Here is a 20,145-nt window from a genome sequence, read left to right as displayed (position 1 = left end):
CATTGCGGTACGTCAGGCAGGCCGCGTCAGCTGGACTCACGACTGCTATGCAGCCGAACGCCGCCTCGCGGGCTCGGTAGCTGCTACAGATCGCATTACCGCTTAACCGACTGGCATTAGCTAATCACGCCGGTTTTTTTCTGAAACGCTTAGCAACGACTCTTACCAAAGGTGGAATAGAGCAGAACCTGTCAGGCGATGTAATGTAGCTACCCGGTTGTCGGCCTCGGCCAGAACAACACACCGACAGGAGAACGCAATGAGTTGGTCCGCCAAACAGTACGTCGCTTTTGAAGATGAACGCACCCGTCCCGCCCGTGACCTGCTGGCGGCTATCCCCGCTGGGGACGTGCGCTCGGCCATCGATATCGGTTGTGGCCCCGGTAACTCGACCGAGTTGCTGGTGGAGCGTTTTGCCAGTGCCTCGGTGCGCGGGCTGGACAGTTCGACCGACATGATCGAAGCCGCGCGCAAGCGCTTGCCGCAGGTGCAGTTCGATATCGCCGACATCGACACCTGGAACGACAACGGCCCGTTCGACGTGATTTTTGCCAACGCGGTGTTGCAGTGGGTGCCGGAGCACGCCACGTTGTTGCCTTCACTTGTGAATAAATTGGCACCGGGTGGCAGCCTGGCGATCCAGATGCCGGACAACCTCAACGAACCTTCACATCGCTTGATGCGTGAAGTCGCAGCGCAGGGACCGTGGGCCGAAAAACTGTCGGGGGCTGCCGGGCAGCGCACGGAAATGGCCGATGCCAGCGGCTATTACTCGATGCTCAAACCCCATTGCGCTCGCGTTGATGTATGGCGCACCACCTACCATCATCCACTGGCGGGTGGTCCATCAGGAGTGGTCGAGTGGTTCAAGGGCAGCGGTTTGCGGCCGTTCCTCGACCCGCTGGATGAGGCGGAACGGGCGCAGTATTTGAAGCAGTATCAAGCGGCCATCGAACAGGCCTATCCGGCGCTGGCCGATGGTTCGGTGTTGCTGCCGTTTCCGCGCTTGTTTCTGGTGGCGACTCGCTGATGCGAAAAGGGACAGATGCGTTATCTGTCCCTTTTTTTGACCGCTGAGAGAATCACTGCGGCTTACCTTTTTTTGAGCGCCTGGCACTCAAGTATTCAAAAGCAAATGAAGCAAAGCCGAACAACCCGATCATTGAAATGATCATGATTCCCAACTCTGAACTGTCCATGACGATCTCGGTGTGAAGGGTGAGCGGGGAGCATAAGGCATCCATTTTCGGGCTCAATGCCTTGCTACGGCTTCTTTACTGGCGCGCCAAGATCCTTACGCAAAATATACGGGCGGCTATCAGCGTTGCACTCCGACCAACATCATCATGGGGCGCTCCCGTTCTTCAGCCAGTGCCGGTTGAGCAACGACCTCGGTATCGGACGGACCCCATTCATTGATGTGCTGGATAGTGAATCCCGCCGCGATCAACGCGTTGAGTAATGTGCCCACGGTTCGGTGTTGCTTGATCACACCTTCAGCCAGCCAATTGGTGACACGCTCGCCTTCGATTTGATAACTGTCCAGCGGCCAGCTCTTGCGGCCTTCGGCATCGGTGATCCAGCCGGGATTACGTGGCGCCATGAAGATCGGATGTTCAATGGAAAACACGAAGCGGGAGCCGGGTTTGAGGGCTGCGTGGATTTTGCCGAACAGGCCGGGCAAGTCCTTGATGTAGTGCAGGGCGAGGGAACTGTAGGCCAGGTCGAAACTGTTTTTCGGCAGATCAAGGTGTTCCAGGTCAGCGCGGGCGTATTGGATGTTCGGCGCCGAAGTCGTTTTGCGCGCTTGCTCCAGCATTTTTTCCGAAAGGTCGAGCCCGAGTACGCTGTCAGCACCTTGCTCACTGGCCCAACGGCAGAACCAGCCGTAGCCGCAACCGAGGTCCACCACCTTCAAGCCTTGCATCGGCGGCAACATCGCTTTCAGCGCAGGCCATTCCGGCGCGGCATCAAGACCGCCTATCGAACGGGCCATCTGGCTGTAGCCTTGGAAGAATTCGGGATCGTCATAGATGTTTTGGGTCATGTTCGAGTTGCTCTGTTGAAATCATTCATTGGCAGCATCGGAATTGCCGCATGCGTTCCTTCGAAAAATGATGACGCGTGTTCGCTGATGGCCACACAGTGGAGAGGGTGGTTGGAGTTGGGGAAGATGCAAGCGGGCCGGGCAATGCCGGTCAGTCAGGGCCGACACCAAACCTGTGGCGAGGGAGCTTGCTCCCGTTGGGGCGCGAAGCGGCCCCAGCTCTTCACCTGAAAAGCAGGGACTGCTACGCAGTCCAACGGGAGCAAGCTCCCTCGCCACAATGACACTTCGCCCGTGCGATTTGAAAGTGTGTCGGATGAACGTCAGGACGGTTCTGCATCCATGCGTCGAGCGATGACATCCAGTACATCGCAACCATCGCGCAAGGGGATGCAGCACAATAATGCGAAGTCACTGAGGATGACCGAGTCGGTGCTGATTTCACCTCGCATCGCGAGGTTTTCGAGTACCTGCGTCACGGCACCGATTCGGTAACGGGCGCTGCTGAGCAGTGAATGCAACGGTTGTTTGGTGTTGACATAAAAGGAGGGTAGATCGTCGGCGTTGCTGGTTAAAGCCATAAAATCGTTCATGAGTGATTGCCTTGATAGTGAGGTTATCTACCACTCATTGTCGCCAAACAAGGGGTGGCAGCTGTACGCGGGTTGGCGAACCGGGGCAAGGCTAAACCGGCAGACCCTAGAGTCTCCCACGCACAGCCACCAGAAAAACAGGCAGCCAAGTGCGTTCAGAAACGCTCCGAGATAGCTCGGAGGTTTCTGGGCCTTTACCATCGAGTCGCCAAACCCGACACGCCATTTGGGCGCACTCGGACTATAGGTCTCATGACAAAAGCACAGCAATGCGCAAGTGTACGGACATTTCCCAGACTAGTGTAGGACGTTGCTTTTTCTGAAAAATGGCCTCGTTCGGTCTCCCAAAAAATGAGCCATTGGAGCCAAATGGGTCGACGTTGACAGGCCAGTCACGGGCTCCCCTCAAACGCAGAGCGCACGGCCTCCACAATGCGCTCCGCCATTCGCTCATTTTCAAGCTGCGGGTACGCTTTCATTAGCTTTCCGGACACGGTCCAGCCGTTCTCCTTTAGGGAGCGGATGATGCGGTTGGCATCCTGGTCCGGCATTTCCAGCACCTCTTTCAGCTGCTCCTGCGCTCGCTGAAAGATCACCAGTACTCTGGCTTCATCCGCCATTTCCTTTCGAATCGTATGCTCGACAACGCGAGCGGTGTACAGGACGTGCTCGGTCAGATCGGGATACCGCCAGGCAAAGCGTGCGTCCTCGTATTCATCGAAGATAAAGTTGCTGGGAGTGCCGTCCTCGTAGGTCACGAGTTCACCGAATCGATAGGCCGTCGCGTAACGACGCATGAACGGTCGCGAGAACACTTCGAGGGTACGGTCGTAGCCGGCCCTGAAGTCGATCGAACTGGTGATGGTGGCTGACACCGGCAGTATCACGCCGTCGGGCACTGCCTTGTCCCGAATCAAGGTGTCATTGATCAGGAAACGATGAATCCGGCCATTGCCATCGCGCATGGGATGGATATAGACGAAGCCAAATGCCAGCACCGCGGCTCGCGCCAAAGACTCCACACCACGTGTTGCGACCTCAAACTCGTTGAGTCCTGCCAACAGCTGCGCAAGATCCGCAGAGTGGGGGGCAATGTAATGCACGATGTCCTCGCGCATCGTCGCCTGCCCCACAAACACAGGAGAGCGCCGCAAACCCAGCCCGATGGCATCACGCCCGAGAATGCCGGCTTGCAGCGAATGCAGACTCTCATTGCTCAACGGATCTTCGATATGTCCGCAGTACTGAGCAATGACATGGGCAAACCGCTGGATGCGATCAGCCTGGTCGGCTTCCTTTTCGATGAGAAAGCTCGCGCGCGACTCCTTGAACGTCAACCAACTGGCCGTACGCAACAGGATGTCGGCGCCAAAGGCCTGATTCAACTCATTCAATGCTTCGCGCAGATTGAACTGCAGAGCTTCCTGCATCGACGTCGTACGACGAACCAAGGGACAGAACTGAGCGGTACCTGGAAGGTTGTTATTTATTCGCCAACGCCGCGTTCGCAGTGACTCGCGGCGAGTCAGGTAATGTTGTGCCGAAAGGGCATCAACATAGGCGCCATTGGTCACGTCAGGCACATCCAGACGTTCACCTGTCAGCCATTCGTAGAAGAACCCCGTGCGACGGGCGTACTGGCCGAAAGGCTCCCGTCGACACCAGTCTTCGACAGGCTGCGAGCCTATGGCTGCGAACAGGCGAGCAAAGAACTCGAGATGAATTTCTTCGTACTTGAGGCCGAATTCGAAATGTCCTGCAAAGTCGTCTGCGGGCCGGTATTTTGGCGGATACCGGTTCTCCACTTGGCCGACACTTTCGCGGCTGACACGTGAAGTGCCGATTATCGACTCGACACGTAAAGGCTGCGCCAAGGCAATGTCGTAACGGCTTGCGAGGGTCTTGAAACCGACTTGCATTGACGAAATCCTTTACTGGGGCAGGAAAAACGTTAACAGAACGTCGATCCTATGCGAAAACGATAATTTTCGCAGGTGTGAAAAATGCTAATGCTTGAAGAAATTTGATACTGATTCATTGTTTTTAGAGTAAAACGCTAACGGACACAGAGTGGTCGCTACAGTGGCGGGCGTGCTTGCTTGTCGATCAGCGGAAGTCATGAGCCGGATTTCACCAACCCCAGACACAAAAAAACCGGCCATCAAGGCCGGTTTTTTCTTTACCTGTATCCCCCGTCAAAAAACGACGTGAGACAAAAATCTGATTGGAGCGGGTGAAGGGAATCGAACCCTCGTTATCAGCTTGGGAAGCTGGAGTAATGCCATTATACGACACCCGCTCAGAGCGCTGACTTTGTACCAGATACGGCCGACGATTTGAAGTTTTTCTTTACGTGGGGCGGGTTTAACGCAGATGTGACAAATAAAGCATGGATCGCATGACGGTCGATCGCGGGCAAGCCTCGCGCCTGCAGAATACGTTTAACGCAGCAGGGCGGGGCTTGCTCGCGATGACACTACTTCAGCTAGCCAATGCATGGTGATCCTGGACGTGGTGGTAACGCGGTCGGCTTTCGTGCTCTGCCGGCTTCAGGAACCCCATCAGTGCGTTGCGGCTGTCTCGGCAGGCGGCTTTGTGCTCCATGTCGAGAAAGTGGCCGGTGGCCTGGAGGGTGCTGAAGGTGCTGTGTTGCACGTGGCCGGCGAACAACCGGGCGTCTTCGGCGGCGGTGTACTCGTCCCATTCGCCGTTCATGAACAGCACCGGCACGTCGATTTTTTTCGCCGCGTGCAGGTAGCACTGGCGATCGCTGTGCAGCACGTCGCTGATGTGGAAGTGCATCTGCCCGTACTCATGCTCGGCCAGGGAGCTGACGTGGCGATAGTTGAAGCGCTTGAACAACGACGGCAGGTGTTTGCCGATGGTGTCGTTCACCAGGTGTCCGACCCGGTCGCGGTCCAGGTTGCCGAGGTGTTCGACGCCGCGCTCAAGGTAGTCGAGCATGTGCGCGTTGATCACCGGGGAGAACGAGCTGATCACGGCCTTTTCGATGCGCCGTGGCCGTTGCGACAACGCCATCATGGTCGCCGCACCGCCCCAGGAGAACGACAGCACGTGTTCGGCGGCGAAGTGGTCGATCAGCTCAAGCAGGATCTGTCCTTCGATTTCCTTGGTGAGCATTTTTTCATGCAGGTTGTGGGCTTTTGACCGGCCCGCGTAGGGCTGGTCGTAGCAGACGACGTTGAACTGCGGATGGAGGTTTTTCACGGTTTGTGCAAACGACGCAGTCGTGGCCATCGAGCCGTTGACCAGAATAATGGTCTTCTCTGCGGCGTCTGCGCGATAGAACTCCGTGTAAACCCGATACTGACCCTGTATATCCAGCACAGCGATTTCTGGCCTCATGTCATAAGACTCCTGGCAAGCGGGTATGCGCGCAAATAGAGATTGCACGAGCTTTGTGACAGGTAGGCATACGCCTGGAATTTGAGAGGCCCATGTCGATCCATTGCAGTCCGGTCGACGGGTATTGTTATTGGCGGGCAGTCTGCCGGATGAGGCCGGAACCCAAGGGTTCCTACCGGCAAAAAGTTTCTTAGAAGTATGTGGTGACTCATCGGTCACATTTCGGCCGACGTCCTGATTCAAGCAGGGGTCACGTCATCGCGCAAGTGCCTTTGGTAAATTGTTCGACAACTTCTGCTCGGCGGTCGCCTGCTTAGATCAATCCGATCTCTTCGTCGCTCAGGGGGCGGTATTCGCCCGGTTTCAACGTGTCGTCGAGCACCAACGGTCCCATACGCTCGCGGTGCAAGCGCATCACCTTGTTGTTGAAGTGGCCGAACATGCGTTTCACCTGGTGATAACGGCCCTCGACGATGCTCAGGCGTGCAGATTTTGGCCCGAGCAGCTCTAGCCCGGCCGGTTGCGTGGTGAGGTCTTCGAAGGAAAAGTACAGCCCTTCGCTGAATTTGATGGCGTATTCGGGGCCGATGTCCTGCTCGGTTTCGACGTAATAGACCTTGGGCAGTTTGGTCTGCGGCTGGGTCAGGCGCCGCGACCAGCTGCCGTCATTGGTGATCAGCATCAGGCCGGTGGTGTTGAAGTCCAGGCGTCCGGCGATGTGCAGTTCGTCCTTATCCGGTTCATGGATCAAATCGAGCACGGTCGGGTGTTGTGGATCCCGAGTGGCACTGACGCATCCGGCGGGCTTGTGCAGCATGAAGTGGCGCAGGGGTTTGCCAACTTGCAGCACATCGTTGTCGACTTCGACGCGGCTGAACTCGCGGACTTCGCTGTGCGGGTCACTGATGACTTTTCCGTCAACCCTGACGCGTTTTTCCACCAGCAACAGGCGCACCTGTTTACGGTTGAAACGGGGCAGGTTGCTGAGAAAACGGTCGACACGCATGACTAAGGATCAGTGAAGAAAGGGGCGCGCATCTTACTTGATCGACTCGGACGCTGCTTGCAACTGCGCTTCGACGTCGGCGCAACGCGGACACAGGCACGAGGCATTGCGCAGTTGCGCCGGCAGCGCCTGGAGCACCGCCGGGTCGATGCTGACGCCGTAGCACCAGCAGGCGCGGTCGGCGGTTCGCGGATTGGCCAGGGTGCAGTCATTGGGTGCACCGCACGCCGGGCAGAGGTCAGACTGGTTCATAACTGGAGTGAGACTTTTCCACGCAGGTTCGGTTACGGCCGGTTTGCTTGGCCCGATACATCGCATGATCCGCCCGTGACAGCAGGCTGTGCAAGGTGTCATCGGGCTGCAGGGTGGTGAGGCCAATGCTCACGCTCAGTTGCAAGGCATTGTCGTTGTAGGCATAGCGCTGCTGTTCCACGTGTTGTCGAATTTTCTCGGCAATCATCAGACCGGTCTTACCGTCGGTGTCCTTGAGCAGCACGATGAACTCTTCACCGCCCCAGCGGCAGACGATGTCGGAGTGCCGCAGGCAACTTTCCAGATCCCGGGCGAAACCGATCAGTACCTGGTCGCCGGCCAGGTGGCCGTAGGTGTCGTTCAACGCCTTGAAGTGGTCGAGGTCCAGCAGCAAAGCGGTCAGCGGTTTGGGCTCGCGCCGGGCTTCATGCATGGCCGGTGCGGCCAGCAGGTCAAAGCCGCGACGGTTGGGCAGTTCGGTCAGGCTGTCGAGGGTGGCCTGGGCCTGGATCCTGTCCTGATAGCGTTTGATCACCCGGTTGAGCAGGGCCAGTACGATCAGCGTGACCAACAGGCAGATCAGCAGGTTGAGGTACAGCGACTGGCGGATTTCACCGAGGGCGCTGTCTTCGCGTTTGTCGACGAACAGGTACCAGTTCAGCTCCGGGATAAACCTCACGTTGAGGAAATGTCCCAGGCCCAGCGCGGAGTATTCGTAGCTGCCGCTGTGGGGGGTGGGCAGCCGACTGACCAGGTCTTTCATGCTGTCGAGTTCGCCGAGTTTCTGCCCGATGTGTGCACCCTGCGGACCCCCTTCGGCGCCGGTGAGCACCAGGCGCCCGAAGTTATCGACGAAATACACACTGCGCTGATAACGCTGCTGGTATTTGTCGATCAGCTTGATCACGGCGTCGACGGTCAGGCCAACCCCGGCCGCACCGATGAACCGGTCGTTGTAGTCGTAGACCTTGTAGTTGATGAAAAAGGTCAGGTTGTCCTTGTTGGCGAGGTCGGGGTCGACGTTGATCTCGTACGGATCCTTCATGTCCCGCACACGGAAGTACCAGGCGTCACGGGGTTCGGTGGCCTTGACCTGTTTGAGCACACCCTTGGCGTGGTAGTAGGTCAGGCTGGTGTTGGAGACGAAGAACGCGGTGTAGGCACCGTAATGGGTCATGACCTCGTTGAGGTAGCGGGTCATCTGGTCGGAATCTTTTTCACCGTTGACCACCCAGTCGCGCATGAAGGTGTCGCGGGCCATCATCGAGGAAATCAGGATCGGCCTGACCAGATCTTTTTGGATTTCCGAATAGACCGTGTCCGACGTCAGCGGCAGCTCAGTGTTGACGATGTTGTCGCGGATCGATGCCCGGGAGGCGTAGTAACTGAGAAAGGAGGTAGCGAGGAAGCCTGCGCCCAGCAATGCGACCAGCGTGAGGACCAACGAACGTTGAGAATACAGCGGCGAGCGAAGCGGCATGGCAGTTCCATTGGCAGTCATCCGATGGCAGGCATTCTAAGGGGACTGGCGGGAAATAACTGCTGGATTCATAGGGTAAATCGGCAGGGATCAGGTGCGGCGGTGCTTCAGCTGATGCCTTCGCTGGCAAGCCAGCTCCTACAAGTTCTGCGCCGACCCTGTAGGAGCGGGCTTGCCCGCGAATCGAGAGATCAACGCAGATTTTTCAGGTAGACCCGCCACCCGCCCAAATGGCTGATATTCATCGCGCCCTCCAGCCCATACGCCTCGCAGATAAACCCGCTCTCCCAGCGCCCATCCGCCAGTTGCACCTTGCCCAGCCCCAGCGGCGCCGGAATCCCGGTCAGGAAGGAACCCAGTTCAAGGCTGGGCAACTCCCAGACTTCCACTGCAATCGCCACGCCGCCATCCTTCACGCGGACCATGCCCGGACGAAACGGCGGGCCGCCGGCCAGGGCATAGAGTTGATAGTCCGGCGAACTGAATGTCGTTTCCACCAACCGGGCACCGCGCTGCTTGAGCTGCCAGTTCAACGCCAACCCGTCCAGATGCGCGCCGCAGACCACCAGCCGCGACCGATCATGGCGGGCAACTGTCACCGGTGCAGGTGCGGCCAAGCCTTGCTGACGTTGCAAGGCATCCGCCACGCTCAACAGATACTGATCGGTAAAGGCCCGCCCAAACAGCGTCACGCCCCATGGCAGGCCGTTGTCCATGAACGCGCTGGGCACGGCGACGGCGGCGTAATCGAGCAGGTTCATGAAGTTGGTGTAGTAGCCCAGTTCCGAATTGCGCAGCACCGGTTCAGCCTCGAGTTCCGCCCGCGTAACCGGACGGCCGATGGTCGGCGTAACGACGCAATCAAGGCCTTCCAGCGCTGTGTCGCACAGGGCTTTCAGCGCTTGCAGCCGGTACTGTGCGCGGAAGGTTTGCACACCGTCGACGCTCGGTGCCTTGGCCAATACGGCGCGAATCACGGGCAACACGGCTTCGGGATTTTGCCTCATCAACTCACCCGCCACGCTGTAGCGCTCGGCCACCCACGGGCCTTCATAGAGCAAACGTGCGGCCTCCAGAAACGGCGACAGATCCAGTTCCACCGCTTCGCCACCCAAGGCCTTTAAGTGGTCGATGGCATCGCCGAACAACAGCGGGCCTTCCGGGCAACCAAAGAATTGCAGATCCTGTGCACGGGGTACGCCGAAACGGAACGGGCGTGGTGTGCCGAATGCCGAGCCGTCGTTCCACAGCGGGTTGCTGCGGCTGTATTCGTCCCGCGGATCGAGGCGCGCCGTGAGTGCCAGCAACTGACTGGCCTCCCGCGCCGTGGCGGTGAAGGTGGTGACGCAATCAAGTGTACGACAGGCCGGTACGACACCGGCCGTCGAGATCAGGCCCTTGGTGGCCTTCATGCCGACCAGGTTGTTTAACGCCGCCGGCACACGCCCGGAGCCGGCGGTGTCGGTGCCCAACGAAAAACTCGCGACGCCGAGCGCCACCGCCAACGAAGAACCGGCGCTGGAACCGCCCGACGGATACTCCGGCAATACGCTGTTGGGGCACGCGCCGTACGGTGAGCGGCTGCCGTTGAGCCCGGTGGCGAACTGGTCGAGATTGGTCTTGCCCAAGGGAATCGCACCGAGGGCCAGCAGTTGCTCGACGATGGTCGCCGAACGCTCCGGCATGTAGGCAAATGCCGGGCATGCCGCCGTGGTCGGAATGCCCGCCAGGTCGATGTTGTCCTTGATCGCAAACGGCACGCCATACAGCGGCAGGCTGTCGAGGTCGCGACCGTCGAGGGCAGCGAAGTAAGGTTCCAGTTCTTCGGCGCTGAGCAAGTGAATGAACAGGTGATAGTCCGGGTTCAGCGCCGCGGCTTTGTCCCGCAGGTTCAGCAGCAATTGCCGGGGAGTGAGGCTGCCATCGCGATAAGCGCTGCGCAGGGCGTCGAGTTGCAGATTGATGTTCATGGCATGAGTCCTTGGCAAAATGGGTTCAGTCGAGTTCCAGCACCACGACGCGCTGTCCGGCGCGCACCGCCGAACCCGGCTGCACGCGAATCTCGCGCACCACGCCGGCCATCGGTGCGAGCAGGGGAATTTCCATCTTCATCGACTCCAGAATCACCAGCACGTCACCGGCCTCGACGCGGCTGCCGGTCTCGACCTGAACCTGCCAGAGGTTGCCGGCGATGTGGCTGTCGACGCTCTGTTGACCGCTGGCCAGCGGTGCATCTTCGGTCGCCTCGGGAGCCAGTTCTTCACTGTCGAAATGCGCCTGGCCACTGGCGATCCAGCGTTCGCGTTCGGCGTTGAACGCGCCTTGTTGCTGCGCACGAAAAGCGCCGATGGATTCGGCTTCCTGCGCCAGAAACGCCTGGTAATCCGCCAGATTCAACTGACTGTGCTCGATGCTCAGGTCGAAGCGCCCAAGGGGGAAATCCCGGCGGATGCGCAGCAGTTCATCGGCGCTGACCGGGTAAAAACGAATCTGGTCGAAAAACCGCAACAACCACGGTTTGCCATCGAACGCGGCGACATCGCGGTAGCGGTTCCACATCTGCAACGTGCGCCCGACAAACTGATAACCGCCGGGGCCTTCCATGCCGTAGACGCACATGTAGGCGCCACCGATGCCCACCGAGTTCTCGGCAGTCCAGGTCCGCGCCGGGTTGTACTTGGTGGTGACCAGGCGATGGCGCGGGTCGAGCGGGGTGGCGACCGGTGCGCCGAGGTAAACGTCACCGAGCCCCATCACCAGGTAACTGGCATTGAACACCGTGCGTTGTACTTCATCGAGGTTCGGCAGGTCGTTGATGCGGCGGATGAACTCCAGGTTGCTCGGGCACCACGGCGCGTCCTTGCGCACCGTGGTCATGTATTTCTCGATGGCCAACTGGCACGCCGGGTCGTCCCAGGACAGCGGCAGATGAACGATGCGCGAGGGCACTTGCAGGTCTTTGGCTGCGCACACGGCGTCCCATTCGCCGGCAACGATGCCAAGCAGATCCGCCAGCGGCAGTTGTTCGGGCTGGTAGTGCACTTGTAGCGAACGGATGCCCGGCGTCAGGTCGATCACGCCTTGCAGGTGTTGGCTTTCCAGTGCCTGCATGAGGGCGTGGGCGCGGAAGCGCAGGACCAGATCGAGTTCCGGGGCGCCGATTTCAAGAAGCAGATGTGTGTCGCCCGACAGCCGTGCAACCAGCCGCGTATCGTCCTTGCCGATATCCAACACCACAGGCGACACAATCCCCTGTAGGAGCGAGCTTGCTCGCGAAGGTGTGTCAGTCGACATCAGGGTGGCTGACACACCATCGCGAGCAAGCTCGCTCCTACAGGATTGATCGCATTTCAAGGCTAGGGTGCGGGCGGTCTTGAGGTCGACAGGAATGAACTGCACCTTGTCCCCCGCCTTGAGCTGCCCTAGCTGCCAAAGATCTGCCTCGATCACGGTCACCGGGCACACGAACCCGCCAAGGCTTGGGCCATCCGGGCCGAGGATGACCGGCATGTCGCCGGTGAAATCCACCGCACCAATCGCATACGGATTGTCGTGAATGTTCGACGGATGCAAACCCGCCTCCCCACCATCGGCACGCACCCACTCCGGCTTTGGTCCGATCAACCGGACGCCCGTGCGGCTGGAGTTGAAATGGACTTCCCACTGCGTGGCGAAGAAAGTGCCGATGTAGTTTTCGGTGAAATATTCCGGGGCGCCGTGCGGACCGTAGATCACGCGGATTTGCCGTACGCCGGGCAACTCGTTGAGCTGATTTTCAGCCAATTGCTGACCGGCGCTGCGATCGCTCAAGGCCGGTACATGCAAGACGTCGCCGGCACGCAAGGCGCGACCTCCGTGGCCACCAAACTGGCCGAGAGTGAAGGTACTTTTGCTGCCCAGATAATCCGGCACTTGCAGACCGCCGCGCAGGCACAGATAACTGCGGGCCCCCGCACCGGCAATCGTGCCGAGGTACAACGTAGCACCAGCCGGAACCAGCAGTGTCGTGTTCATCGCAACGGCTTCACCGTTCAGCGTCAGTGGAATTTGCGCCCCGGTCACCGCCACCACCGCTTCGCAATTGAAGCGCAGCAACGGCCCGCTCATGGTGATTTCCAGTGCCGCCAAGCCTTCTTCGTTACCCAGCAAACGGTTGCCCAAACGCAGTGCCCGACTGTCCATAGGCCCCGATGGCGGCACGCCGACCGCCCAATAACCGAGGCGGCCGGGATAGTCCTGAACACTGGTTTGGGTGCCAGCGCTGAGCACCTCGAAAGTGTTGGCCTGATAGACCAGACCTTCCAGGCAACGGGTCCACGGCTGGCCGCTGGCGAAGGGCACATCGAGCAGAATTTGCCGCAGGTAGTCGCGGTTGGTTTCCACGCCGTAGAGCAGGCTGTCGCCCAAGGCCTGATGCAAGCCGGCAGCTGCCTCTTCGCGGCTCGGCGCCCACGTAATGACCTTGGCAATCATCGGGTCGAAGTAGGGCGGGATCTCGCAGCCAGCCTCGACCCAGGTGTCGATACGCAGTTGAATGCCATTGGCCACCGGGAAGTCCACGGCGGTGAGCAACCCCGGGCTCGGTTGAAAATCACGCCCCGGATCTTCGGCATACAACCGCGCCTGAATCGCATGACCCTGCGGTTTCAAACCCTGTATCAGATCGCTCAGTGGCGGCAAATCACCAGCCGCCAGTTGCACCATCCAGCGCACCAGATCGACGCCCCACACCTGTTCCGTGACACCGTGTTCCACCTGCAAACGGGTGTTCACTTCCAGGAAATAGAAACGCCGGGCATCGCTGTCGAAGACGAACTCCACGGTGCCGGCGCTGCGGTAATTCACCGCTTTAGCCAGTTTGATGGCCGCCGCGCACAGTTCATCGGCCATGCCCTCGGGCAGGTTCGGCGCCGGGGTTTCCTCGAGGACTTTCTGGTTGCGGCGCTGCACCGAACAGTCGCGTACGCCAAGGGCGATCACTTCGCCGTGACCGTCGCCGAATACCTGCACTTCCAGGTGACGGGCACGCTGGATGTACTTCTCGATGAACACGCCGGCGTCGCTGAAGTTGTTCTGGCCGAGGCGTTTGACGGCTTCGAAGGATTCGCTCAACTCGGCCGCGCTGCGGCATACGCGCATACCAATGCCGCCACCGCCAGCGGTACTTTTGAGCATCACCGGATAGCCGACCTGTTCACCGGCCAGCAGCGCGGTATCGAGGCTGTCGAGCAGTTCGGTACCTTCAAGCATCGGCACGCCGTATTGTTTGGCCAGGGCGCGCGCGGTGTGCTTGAGGCCGAACACCCGCAGTTGTTCCGGCGTCGGGCCGATGAAGGCGATACCGGCGGCTTCGCAGGCTTCGGCGAACGCGGCGTTTTCCGAGAGAAAGCCGTAGCCGGGATGGATCGCGGTGGCGCCGCTGGCTTGGGCGATGGCGAGGATTTTATCGACCGCCAGATATGTGCCGGCGGCCGCGCCCTCACCGAGGCTGTGGGCCTCGTCGGCTTGCAGGATGTGCAGGCTGGCGGCATCGGCCTCGGAGTAGACGGCAACACCCTGCACTTGCAGTTCGCGCAAGGTCCGCAGGATGCGGCAGGCAATGGCGCCACGGTTGGCAATCAGGACTTTTTCGAACATGGCATAACCCCCGGAGGCGATAGCGCATCAGCCTCGACTGGGATGCGGGCCGTCCCGCAGTTTTTCGAGATGCATCCGGGCCGTCCCGGATGAAAAAACCGACCCCTGTAGGAGCTGGCTTGCCAGCGAAGGAAGTTGATGCGGTGTCTGATCTGGCCCCTTCGCTGGCAAGCCAGCTCCTACAGGGTTGGTTATTTAATGCACTGGCCTGAACGGGTCTGGCACAAGGCAAACAACCAACGGCGCAATCGCGAGAGTTTCAGTTCCATACCAGCAGCTCCGCAGGAGTGGGGTTGTAGGCGTTGCACGGGTTGTTGAGTTGCGGGCAGTTGGAGATCAGCACGATCACGTCCATTTCGGCCCGCAGGTCGACGTACTTGCCCGGTGCGGAAATCCCGTCTTCGAAGGTCAGGCCGCCATCAGCGGTGACCGGTACGTTCATGAAGAAATTGATGTTCGGCCCGATGTCGCCCTTGCCCAGCCGGCCATCGTGGACACAGGCGCGCAGGTAGTTGTCGCGGCAGCTGTGCATGTAGCGTTTTTCCAGGGCGTAACGCACGGTGTTGCTCTCTTGCGCGCAGGCGCCGCCGAGGGTGTCGTGACGCCCGCAGGTGTCGGCGACGATGGTCAGCATCGGCTTGCCGAGGTTGGAATACAGCACGCTGCCGGTGCTCAGGTACACGCTGTTTTGCCGGCGCAAAGTGCGCTGTACGTCGTAGCGTTCCTTCGGATTGGCGAGGCTGTAGAACAGCGTATCGACCGCCTGATTGCCTTCCAGGTCGAGGATGCGCAGGGTCTGGCCGGCCTTGACCTCCATCAGCCAGGGTTCGCCGGCGGGGATGGTGGCGCGGTAGACCGCGGTTTCAGGCGACTGTGGAGCGGTGGCGATTGCGAGTGACATGGCAGCGATCCTCAGGCGAACAGGCGGTCGGTGTTGATGAAGCCGCGCTCGTTTTCCGGGCGCGAGGTGCGGCAGTGTTCGGCGACGCTGGCGTCAGCGTTCATCCAGCTGAGTTTCAGCGGTTTCGGTGCGTATTCCGGCGTCGGGTCCATCGGGTGTTGCAGAGCGGTGAGCACCACCAGGGTGTCCATCGGCGCGTACAACTCGATGTAGTCGCCGGCCTTGGAATTGCCCTCAACGAAATGGAAATGCCCGGCGTCGTCGACGTTCACCCGGCTGAACAGATTGAGCGTCATCAGCAGGTCCGACAGGCCCAACCCCCACTTGCCCAATTCCACCAGCAGGTTGTCGGTGCCGTTGCGGAAGAAACCGTTGCGCAGTTCCTGGTAGCGGCCTGCGCCGTACTTTTCTGCGACTTCTTCAGCGCAGAGCACGCCGCCCAGGCTGTCGCTCCAGCCGCACGTGTCGGCGGTGATGGCGGCCAGCACGCGGCCCATGTCCGAGTACAGGCAATGGCCGGCGGTGAGCTTGGCGGTGTGTTGGCATTTGAGGCTGTCGGGCAGGTTCAGGCGTTCGGTTTTTTCATTGGCATTGAGCAGCGTCAGGCTGACGTTGGCGCCGCCGCGCAGGTCAGTCAGGCGCAGCAACTGGCCGCGTTTCAACACGAAGGAACGATGGCCACCGCCGGGGAGTATTTCTTCGGCGAAGGGCGGGAACAGTTGAGTCGAATCAGTCATTGTCAAAAATCCTCTAAGCGATACGAAACGTGCCCGCCATCGGCAGCGGCAGGGCGTCGACGGCGTTGCACTGGGCGCGGCGGTCGCTGTTCAAAGGGATGTCGTAGGTGATGCGTGCGCCATAGGCGCCGGGTGCGTGCGGGTCGAGGCGAACCTTGTCGAACACCAGCAGGCGCGTACCGAGGCTGAAACCTTCGGACAGGTCATGGGTGACCATGAACACTGTCAGTCGGGTCTCGCGCCACAGCTCCAGCAGCAAGGCGTGCATGTCTTTGCGGATGCCCGGATCGAGGGCACCGAACGGTTCGTCGAGCAACAGCACGCGGGGCTTCATGATCAGTGCCTGGGCGATGGCCAGTCGTTGCTGCATGCCGCCGGAAAGCTGCGCGGGGTACTTGTCCAGCGAGTGTCCGAGGCCGACTTTGCGCAGCAGCTCCGAGGCCTGTTCCCGGGCCTCACGTTTGGCGCTGCCGAACAGGCGGCCGAGCAAGGGGGAGCGGGGCAGTTCGAGGCCCAGGGCGACGTTGTCCAGCACGCTCAAATGCGGGAACACCGAGTAGCGCTGGAACACCACGCCACGGCTGGCGTCCGGCTCACCGGCCAAGGGTTGACCGTCGAGCAAGATCTCGCCGCGACTGGCACGTTCCTGTCCGAGCAGCAGACGCAAGAAGGTCGATTTGCCGCAACCGGATGCGCCCACCAGGGTGCAGAACTCACCCTCATTGACGTTCAGGTTCAGGCCTTCAAGCACCACCTGATCGGCGTATTGCTGCCAGACGTTTTTAACGCTGATGAAGCTCATTTGGCGGCCCCCTCGTACCAAGGGAATGCCCGACGCGTCAGGTACTTGAGCCCCCAATCCATCAGCCAGGCGAGCAGGGTGATCCACACCACATAGGGCAGGATCACGTCCATCGCCAAGTAGCGGCGCACCAGGAAAATCCGGTAGCCGAGGCCATCGGTAGAGGCGATGGCTTCGGCCGCAATCAGGAACAACCACGCCGAACCGAGCATCAGCCGCAGCGAAATCAACAACCGTGGCAGCAGTTGTGGCAACACCACCCGCAGCATCAGGGTCCAGGTCGAGGCGCCGAGGGTCTGGGCCTTGATCAGCAGCTCCACGGGAATTTCCCGGGCGCGCTGTTCCAGGTCCCGGGCCAGGGCCGGGGTGATGCCGATGACGATCAGCATCACTTTCGACAACTCACCGAGGCCGAAGACGATGAACAGGATCGGCAGGATCGCCAGCGGTGGCACCATCGACAGCACCGTCAGCAACGGTGACAACGGCGCACCGAACAGCGGCAGGGTACCGGCGGCGATGCCCAGGCACAGCCCGGCCAAGGCGCTGATGCCCAGGCCGATGGCCAGACGTTGCAGGCTGGACGCCGTGTCCTGCCAGAGCAGGTATTCGCCGGTGCGGGTGTCGGCCACGAACGCCAGGCGTTTCACTGCATCGGTCATCTGCACGGCGCTGGGCAGCAGCTTGTCATTGGGGTTGTCCGCCAGTCGCTCGGCCGAGCCCGTGAAGTAGGCAAACAGCACCAGGGCGAACGGCAGGATCACCAGCAGCAAGCGACTCGGGCGGTCCGGGTGAAGGTTGATCAGGCGCATGGCCAAGTCCTCTTTTTACAGCTTGGCGTCGGCGGCCATCTGCACGTAACTCGGGTCGAAGCGCAGCTTGAGGTTGCCCGTGTCGCCGCTGGTCACGCCGTTGGCGAAGGCCATGCCGACCGCGCTGGTGTCCTTGGCGCCTTCACCCAGCAAGCCGTGCTGGAAGGAAAACTCGGCGACTTTGCGCATGGTCTCCGGCAGTTGCTTGCTGGTGCTGAACGCCAGGGCTTCCTTGGGCGTGGCAAACAACTTGGTGGTGTCCAGTTGTGCCTGGAAACCCGCAAGATCGGTGCCCGAGGCTTTGGCCATGTGTTCGAGTGCGGCTTTGCTGGCGGCGTTTTTTGCGTTCATCAACTCGACCACTTCGAACCAGGCGCCGGTCAGCGCTTTGCCCAGAGCCGGGTTGTCTTTGAGGGTGGCGCTGTTGACCACCATCATGTCCATGATTTCGCCGGGGATCTGGCTGGAGTTGAACACTTCGGTCACCGCAGGCTTGGCCTTGATGTCCGAGAGCATCGGGTTCCAGGTGGTGACGGCGTTGACTTGATCGGTGTTGAAGGCGGCCGAGATATCGGCGTCGGAGGTGTTGACCACTTTCAGGTCTTTCTCGGTGAGGTCCACCGAATCCAGGGCCCGGGCCAGCAGGTAGTGGGAGACAGAGAGTTCTACCAGGTTGACGTCCATGCCCTTGAGATCGGCGACTTTCTTACCTTCGCCCTTGAGCACGATGCCGTCATTGCCGTTGGAGAAATCGCTGACGATCAGCGCGGTACTGTCGACGCCACCGGCCGCCGGAATGGTCAGTGCGTCCATGTTGGTCATGGTGCAACCGTCGAACTGGCCAGCGGTGTACTGGTTGAGCGATTCGACGTAATCGTTGAGTTGCACCACGTCGATCTTGATGCCGTACTTTTTCGCCCATTTATCGACGATGCCCTGGCTGCCGGCATATTCCCACGGCATCCAACCGGCGTAGATCGTCCAGCACACGCTGAAGTGGTCTTTCTGGGCGGCCTGGGACGAGAGGCTCACGAGGGCGGCGAACGCAGCGGCGAGCAGGGCGGGTAAACGAAGCTTGGACATGGTGGTTCTCCAGTTGATCAAGGACGGACAGGAAGGCAGCGGCACCGCTAACGGTGGCTTGTCTCCCGGGCTTTTGTCCCGCCGTGTAACCTCAACCGGAGGTCGCCAACTCTCGGACCAGTCACTCGCCATCGCGAGCCGGAACCCTAGTCAGCCATTGCAAATTGTGGTGCCGCGAACCTGTGGTGACGCCTGCACATTTTTTGGAACAAGTGCGCTAAAGCGAGAGGCGTGCCAAGTTGGCCCGAGCGCTCTAGCGTGGGGGACGGGATGGTCGAGAGGTTTGATCGGGAGGGCGGACTGCCTTGTGATGGTGCGCAGGTGCACTGCATTGGAACGTATCCGCCGCTGATCCGAAGGTGGGTGCGACGTTGCACTTGGCAGAGGTTTGCCAGTCAAAACAGATGTCAGTCGGCCTGTGCCGACTGTTGTCACAGGTCTTTACGGAGGCCGCCATGTTGCGTCGATTGTTGTTCGGTGCAGTGCTCGGTTTTGGATTGTCTGGCTGCTACTACTACGACGGTCCGGCCGACGTCTACGGGGCACCTTATTACTACCCCGGTTACTACTCGCCCTATTACTACGGCTACTACGGCCCACGCTACTACGGTGGTTATCGCTCCTATTACTACGGCGGGCATGGTTACTACGGTGGCCACGGCTATCGCGGCGGTGGGTATCACGGAGGTGGATATCATGGCGGTGGATTTCACGGTGGCCACCGTTAATCAGGGCGTGAATGGATGAAAAACCTTTCATCGGCCAGATGTTTTCACTTGTTTCAAGAGCGCACCAGATTCTGAATTCGATGTCTGATCTTTCGACAGTCACCGAATATTTGACTGTCGCTTGCCAGCGTCGCTGGTGTGGCTCACCCGCGGTCCAGGAGGCCGCCATGCTCTGTCAAAATAAGCTGCGGCGAATTCTTCTGCTTGCTGTATTAGGATTGTCCCTTGGTGGGTGCGTGCCTTATTACGACGAAGGAGGCAGTGACTACAGTTCCGAGGTCTATACCTCGCCTGCTCCCAACTATTACGCCGGGGGGAGTTCCTACTATTCCAATGGTTACTACACACCGTCGCCTCGGTATTACATGCCGCCAGCGCGGTATTACCAGCCGACACCACGCTATTACTACCAGCCGCGGATGTATCAACCGCGCTATTACCAGCCCGCTCCGCGTTACTACCAGCCATATCGGGGTGATTACCGGATGCATCAGAACCATGGCTGGGACGGGCGTAACCGCGGGGACTGGAACAATGACAATCGAGGCCGAGACTGGCGCAACCATCGTGGCGAACGTGGCGATCACAACTGGCGGGATAATCACCGCTAGTTTTATATAGAACACAGCTCTAATGTGGGAGCGGGCTTGCTCGCGAAGGCGGAGTGTCAGACAACATCAATGTTTCTGACACTCCGCCTT

18 protein-coding genes, 1 tRNA gene and 1 riboswitch are annotated in these 20,145 nt (G+C 59.9%); of the genes, 3 read left to right on the top strand and 16 right to left on the bottom strand.

Annotated elements, in window-relative coordinates:
* Positions 1 to 259: 259 nt before the first annotated feature.
* On the top strand, positions 260 to 1,030 hold the full coding sequence (gene tam, locus AC07XF_RS27180) for a trans-aconitate 2-methyltransferase (protein ID WP_495028965.1): 771 nt from the start codon (positions 260 to 262) through the stop codon (positions 1,028 to 1,030).
* A 52-nt stretch (positions 1,031 to 1,082) separates the two neighbouring features.
* Here the strand turns inward: tam and AC07XF_RS27175 are convergent, their stop codons facing one another.
* The 16 genes from AC07XF_RS27175 to AC07XF_RS27100 form a co-directional block, all read right to left on the bottom strand.
* A complete protein-coding gene (locus AC07XF_RS27175) occupies positions 1,083 to 1,244 on the bottom strand; it encodes a hypothetical protein (RefSeq protein WP_495028964.1) in 162 nt (53 codons plus the stop codon).
* A 74-nt stretch (positions 1,245 to 1,318) separates the two neighbouring features.
* Positions 1,319 to 2,047 (bottom strand): class I SAM-dependent methyltransferase, encoded by a 729-nt coding sequence (locus tag AC07XF_RS27170; protein WP_495028963.1) that lies wholly within the window; start codon positions 2,045 to 2,047, stop codon positions 1,319 to 1,321.
* Positions 2,048 to 2,370: 323 nt separating this feature from the next.
* Complete coding sequence (locus AC07XF_RS27165) at positions 2,371 to 2,640, bottom strand: short-chain dehydrogenase (protein WP_495028962.1); 270 nt, start codon at positions 2,638 to 2,640, stop codon at positions 2,371 to 2,373.
* A 392-nt stretch (positions 2,641 to 3,032) separates the two neighbouring features.
* A complete protein-coding gene (locus AC07XF_RS27160) occupies positions 3,033 to 4,559 on the bottom strand; it encodes a Fic family protein (RefSeq protein WP_495028961.1) in 1,527 nt (508 codons plus the stop codon).
* 306 nt (positions 4,560 to 4,865) lie between these two features.
* A tRNA-Gly gene (locus tag AC07XF_RS27155) sits at positions 4,866 to 4,939 on the bottom strand.
* A gap of 182 nt (positions 4,940 to 5,121) precedes the next feature.
* On the bottom strand, positions 5,122 to 6,006 hold the full coding sequence (locus AC07XF_RS27150; protein ID WP_495028960.1) for an alpha/beta fold hydrolase: 885 nt from the start codon (positions 6,004 to 6,006) through the stop codon (positions 5,122 to 5,124).
* Positions 6,007 to 6,319: 313 nt separating this feature from the next.
* Entirely contained in the window at positions 6,320 to 7,012 is a 693-nt protein-coding gene (locus tag AC07XF_RS27145; RefSeq protein ID WP_495028959.1) for a pseudouridine synthase, read from the bottom strand.
* A gap of 33 nt (positions 7,013 to 7,045) precedes the next feature.
* The gene (locus AC07XF_RS27140; protein WP_495028958.1) at positions 7,046 to 7,264 is read right to left on the bottom strand and encodes a cysteine-rich CWC family protein; all 219 of its coding nucleotides are present in this window, start codon (positions 7,262 to 7,264) and stop codon (positions 7,046 to 7,048) included.
* Positions 7,251 to 8,744 (bottom strand): sensor domain-containing diguanylate cyclase, encoded by a 1,494-nt coding sequence (locus AC07XF_RS27135; protein WP_495028957.1) that lies wholly within the window; start codon positions 8,742 to 8,744, stop codon positions 7,251 to 7,253. Before AC07XF_RS27135 ends, AC07XF_RS27140 begins: the two co-directional genes overlap by 14 nt.
* Before the next feature lie 191 nt (positions 8,745 to 8,935).
* On the bottom strand, positions 8,936 to 10,714 hold the full coding sequence (gene atzF / locus AC07XF_RS27130; protein ID WP_495028956.1) for an allophanate hydrolase: 1,779 nt from the start codon (positions 10,712 to 10,714) through the stop codon (positions 8,936 to 8,938).
* 25 nt (positions 10,715 to 10,739) lie between these two features.
* Positions 10,740 to 14,381, bottom strand: coding sequence for an urea carboxylase (uca, locus tag AC07XF_RS27125; protein ID WP_495028955.1), 3,642 nt, complete (start codon positions 14,379 to 14,381; stop codon positions 10,740 to 10,742).
* A 259-nt stretch (positions 14,382 to 14,640) separates the two neighbouring features.
* The gene (locus AC07XF_RS27120) at positions 14,641 to 15,282 is read right to left on the bottom strand and encodes an urea amidolyase associated protein UAAP2 (protein WP_495028954.1); all 642 of its coding nucleotides are present in this window, start codon (positions 15,280 to 15,282) and stop codon (positions 14,641 to 14,643) included.
* Between the two features lie 11 nt (positions 15,283 to 15,293).
* A complete protein-coding gene (locus AC07XF_RS27115; RefSeq protein ID WP_495028953.1) occupies positions 15,294 to 16,019 on the bottom strand; it encodes an urea amidolyase associated protein UAAP1 in 726 nt (241 codons plus the stop codon).
* Between the two features lie 13 nt (positions 16,020 to 16,032).
* Positions 16,033 to 16,821, bottom strand: a complete 789-nt coding sequence (locus AC07XF_RS27110; protein ID WP_495028952.1) for an ABC transporter ATP-binding protein — start codon at positions 16,819 to 16,821, stop codon at positions 16,033 to 16,035.
* Entirely contained in the window at positions 16,818 to 17,633 is an 816-nt protein-coding gene (locus tag AC07XF_RS27105; protein ID WP_495028951.1) for an ABC transporter permease, read from the bottom strand. Before AC07XF_RS27105 ends, AC07XF_RS27110 begins: the two co-directional genes overlap by 4 nt.
* Positions 17,634 to 17,648: 15 nt before the next feature.
* The gene (locus AC07XF_RS27100) at positions 17,649 to 18,716 is read right to left on the bottom strand and encodes a putative urea ABC transporter substrate-binding protein (RefSeq protein ID WP_495028950.1); all 1,068 of its coding nucleotides are present in this window, start codon (positions 18,714 to 18,716) and stop codon (positions 17,649 to 17,651) included.
* A gap of 60 nt (positions 18,717 to 18,776) precedes the next feature.
* Positions 18,777 to 18,877: riboswitch (guanidine-I (ykkC/yxkD leader) on the bottom strand.
* A 294-nt stretch (positions 18,878 to 19,171) separates the two neighbouring features.
* Between AC07XF_RS27100 and AC07XF_RS27095 the strand changes: the two genes are divergently transcribed.
* Together AC07XF_RS27095 and AC07XF_RS27090 are read left to right on the top strand one after the other, a co-directional pair.
* The gene (locus AC07XF_RS27095; protein WP_495028949.1) at positions 19,172 to 19,444 is read left to right on the top strand and encodes a hypothetical protein; all 273 of its coding nucleotides are present in this window, start codon (positions 19,172 to 19,174) and stop codon (positions 19,442 to 19,444) included.
* A 167-nt stretch (positions 19,445 to 19,611) separates the two neighbouring features.
* Positions 19,612 to 20,055, top strand: coding sequence for a hypothetical protein (locus AC07XF_RS27090; RefSeq protein WP_495028966.1), 444 nt, complete (start codon positions 19,612 to 19,614; stop codon positions 20,053 to 20,055).
* Positions 20,056 to 20,145 lie beyond the last annotated feature (90 nt).

The organism is Pseudomonas sp. GW821-FHT01C01 (genome assembly GCF_059422645.1).
Note: the sequence above shows the minus strand (reverse complement) of the source record. Positions and strands in the feature narration are given on the sequence as shown.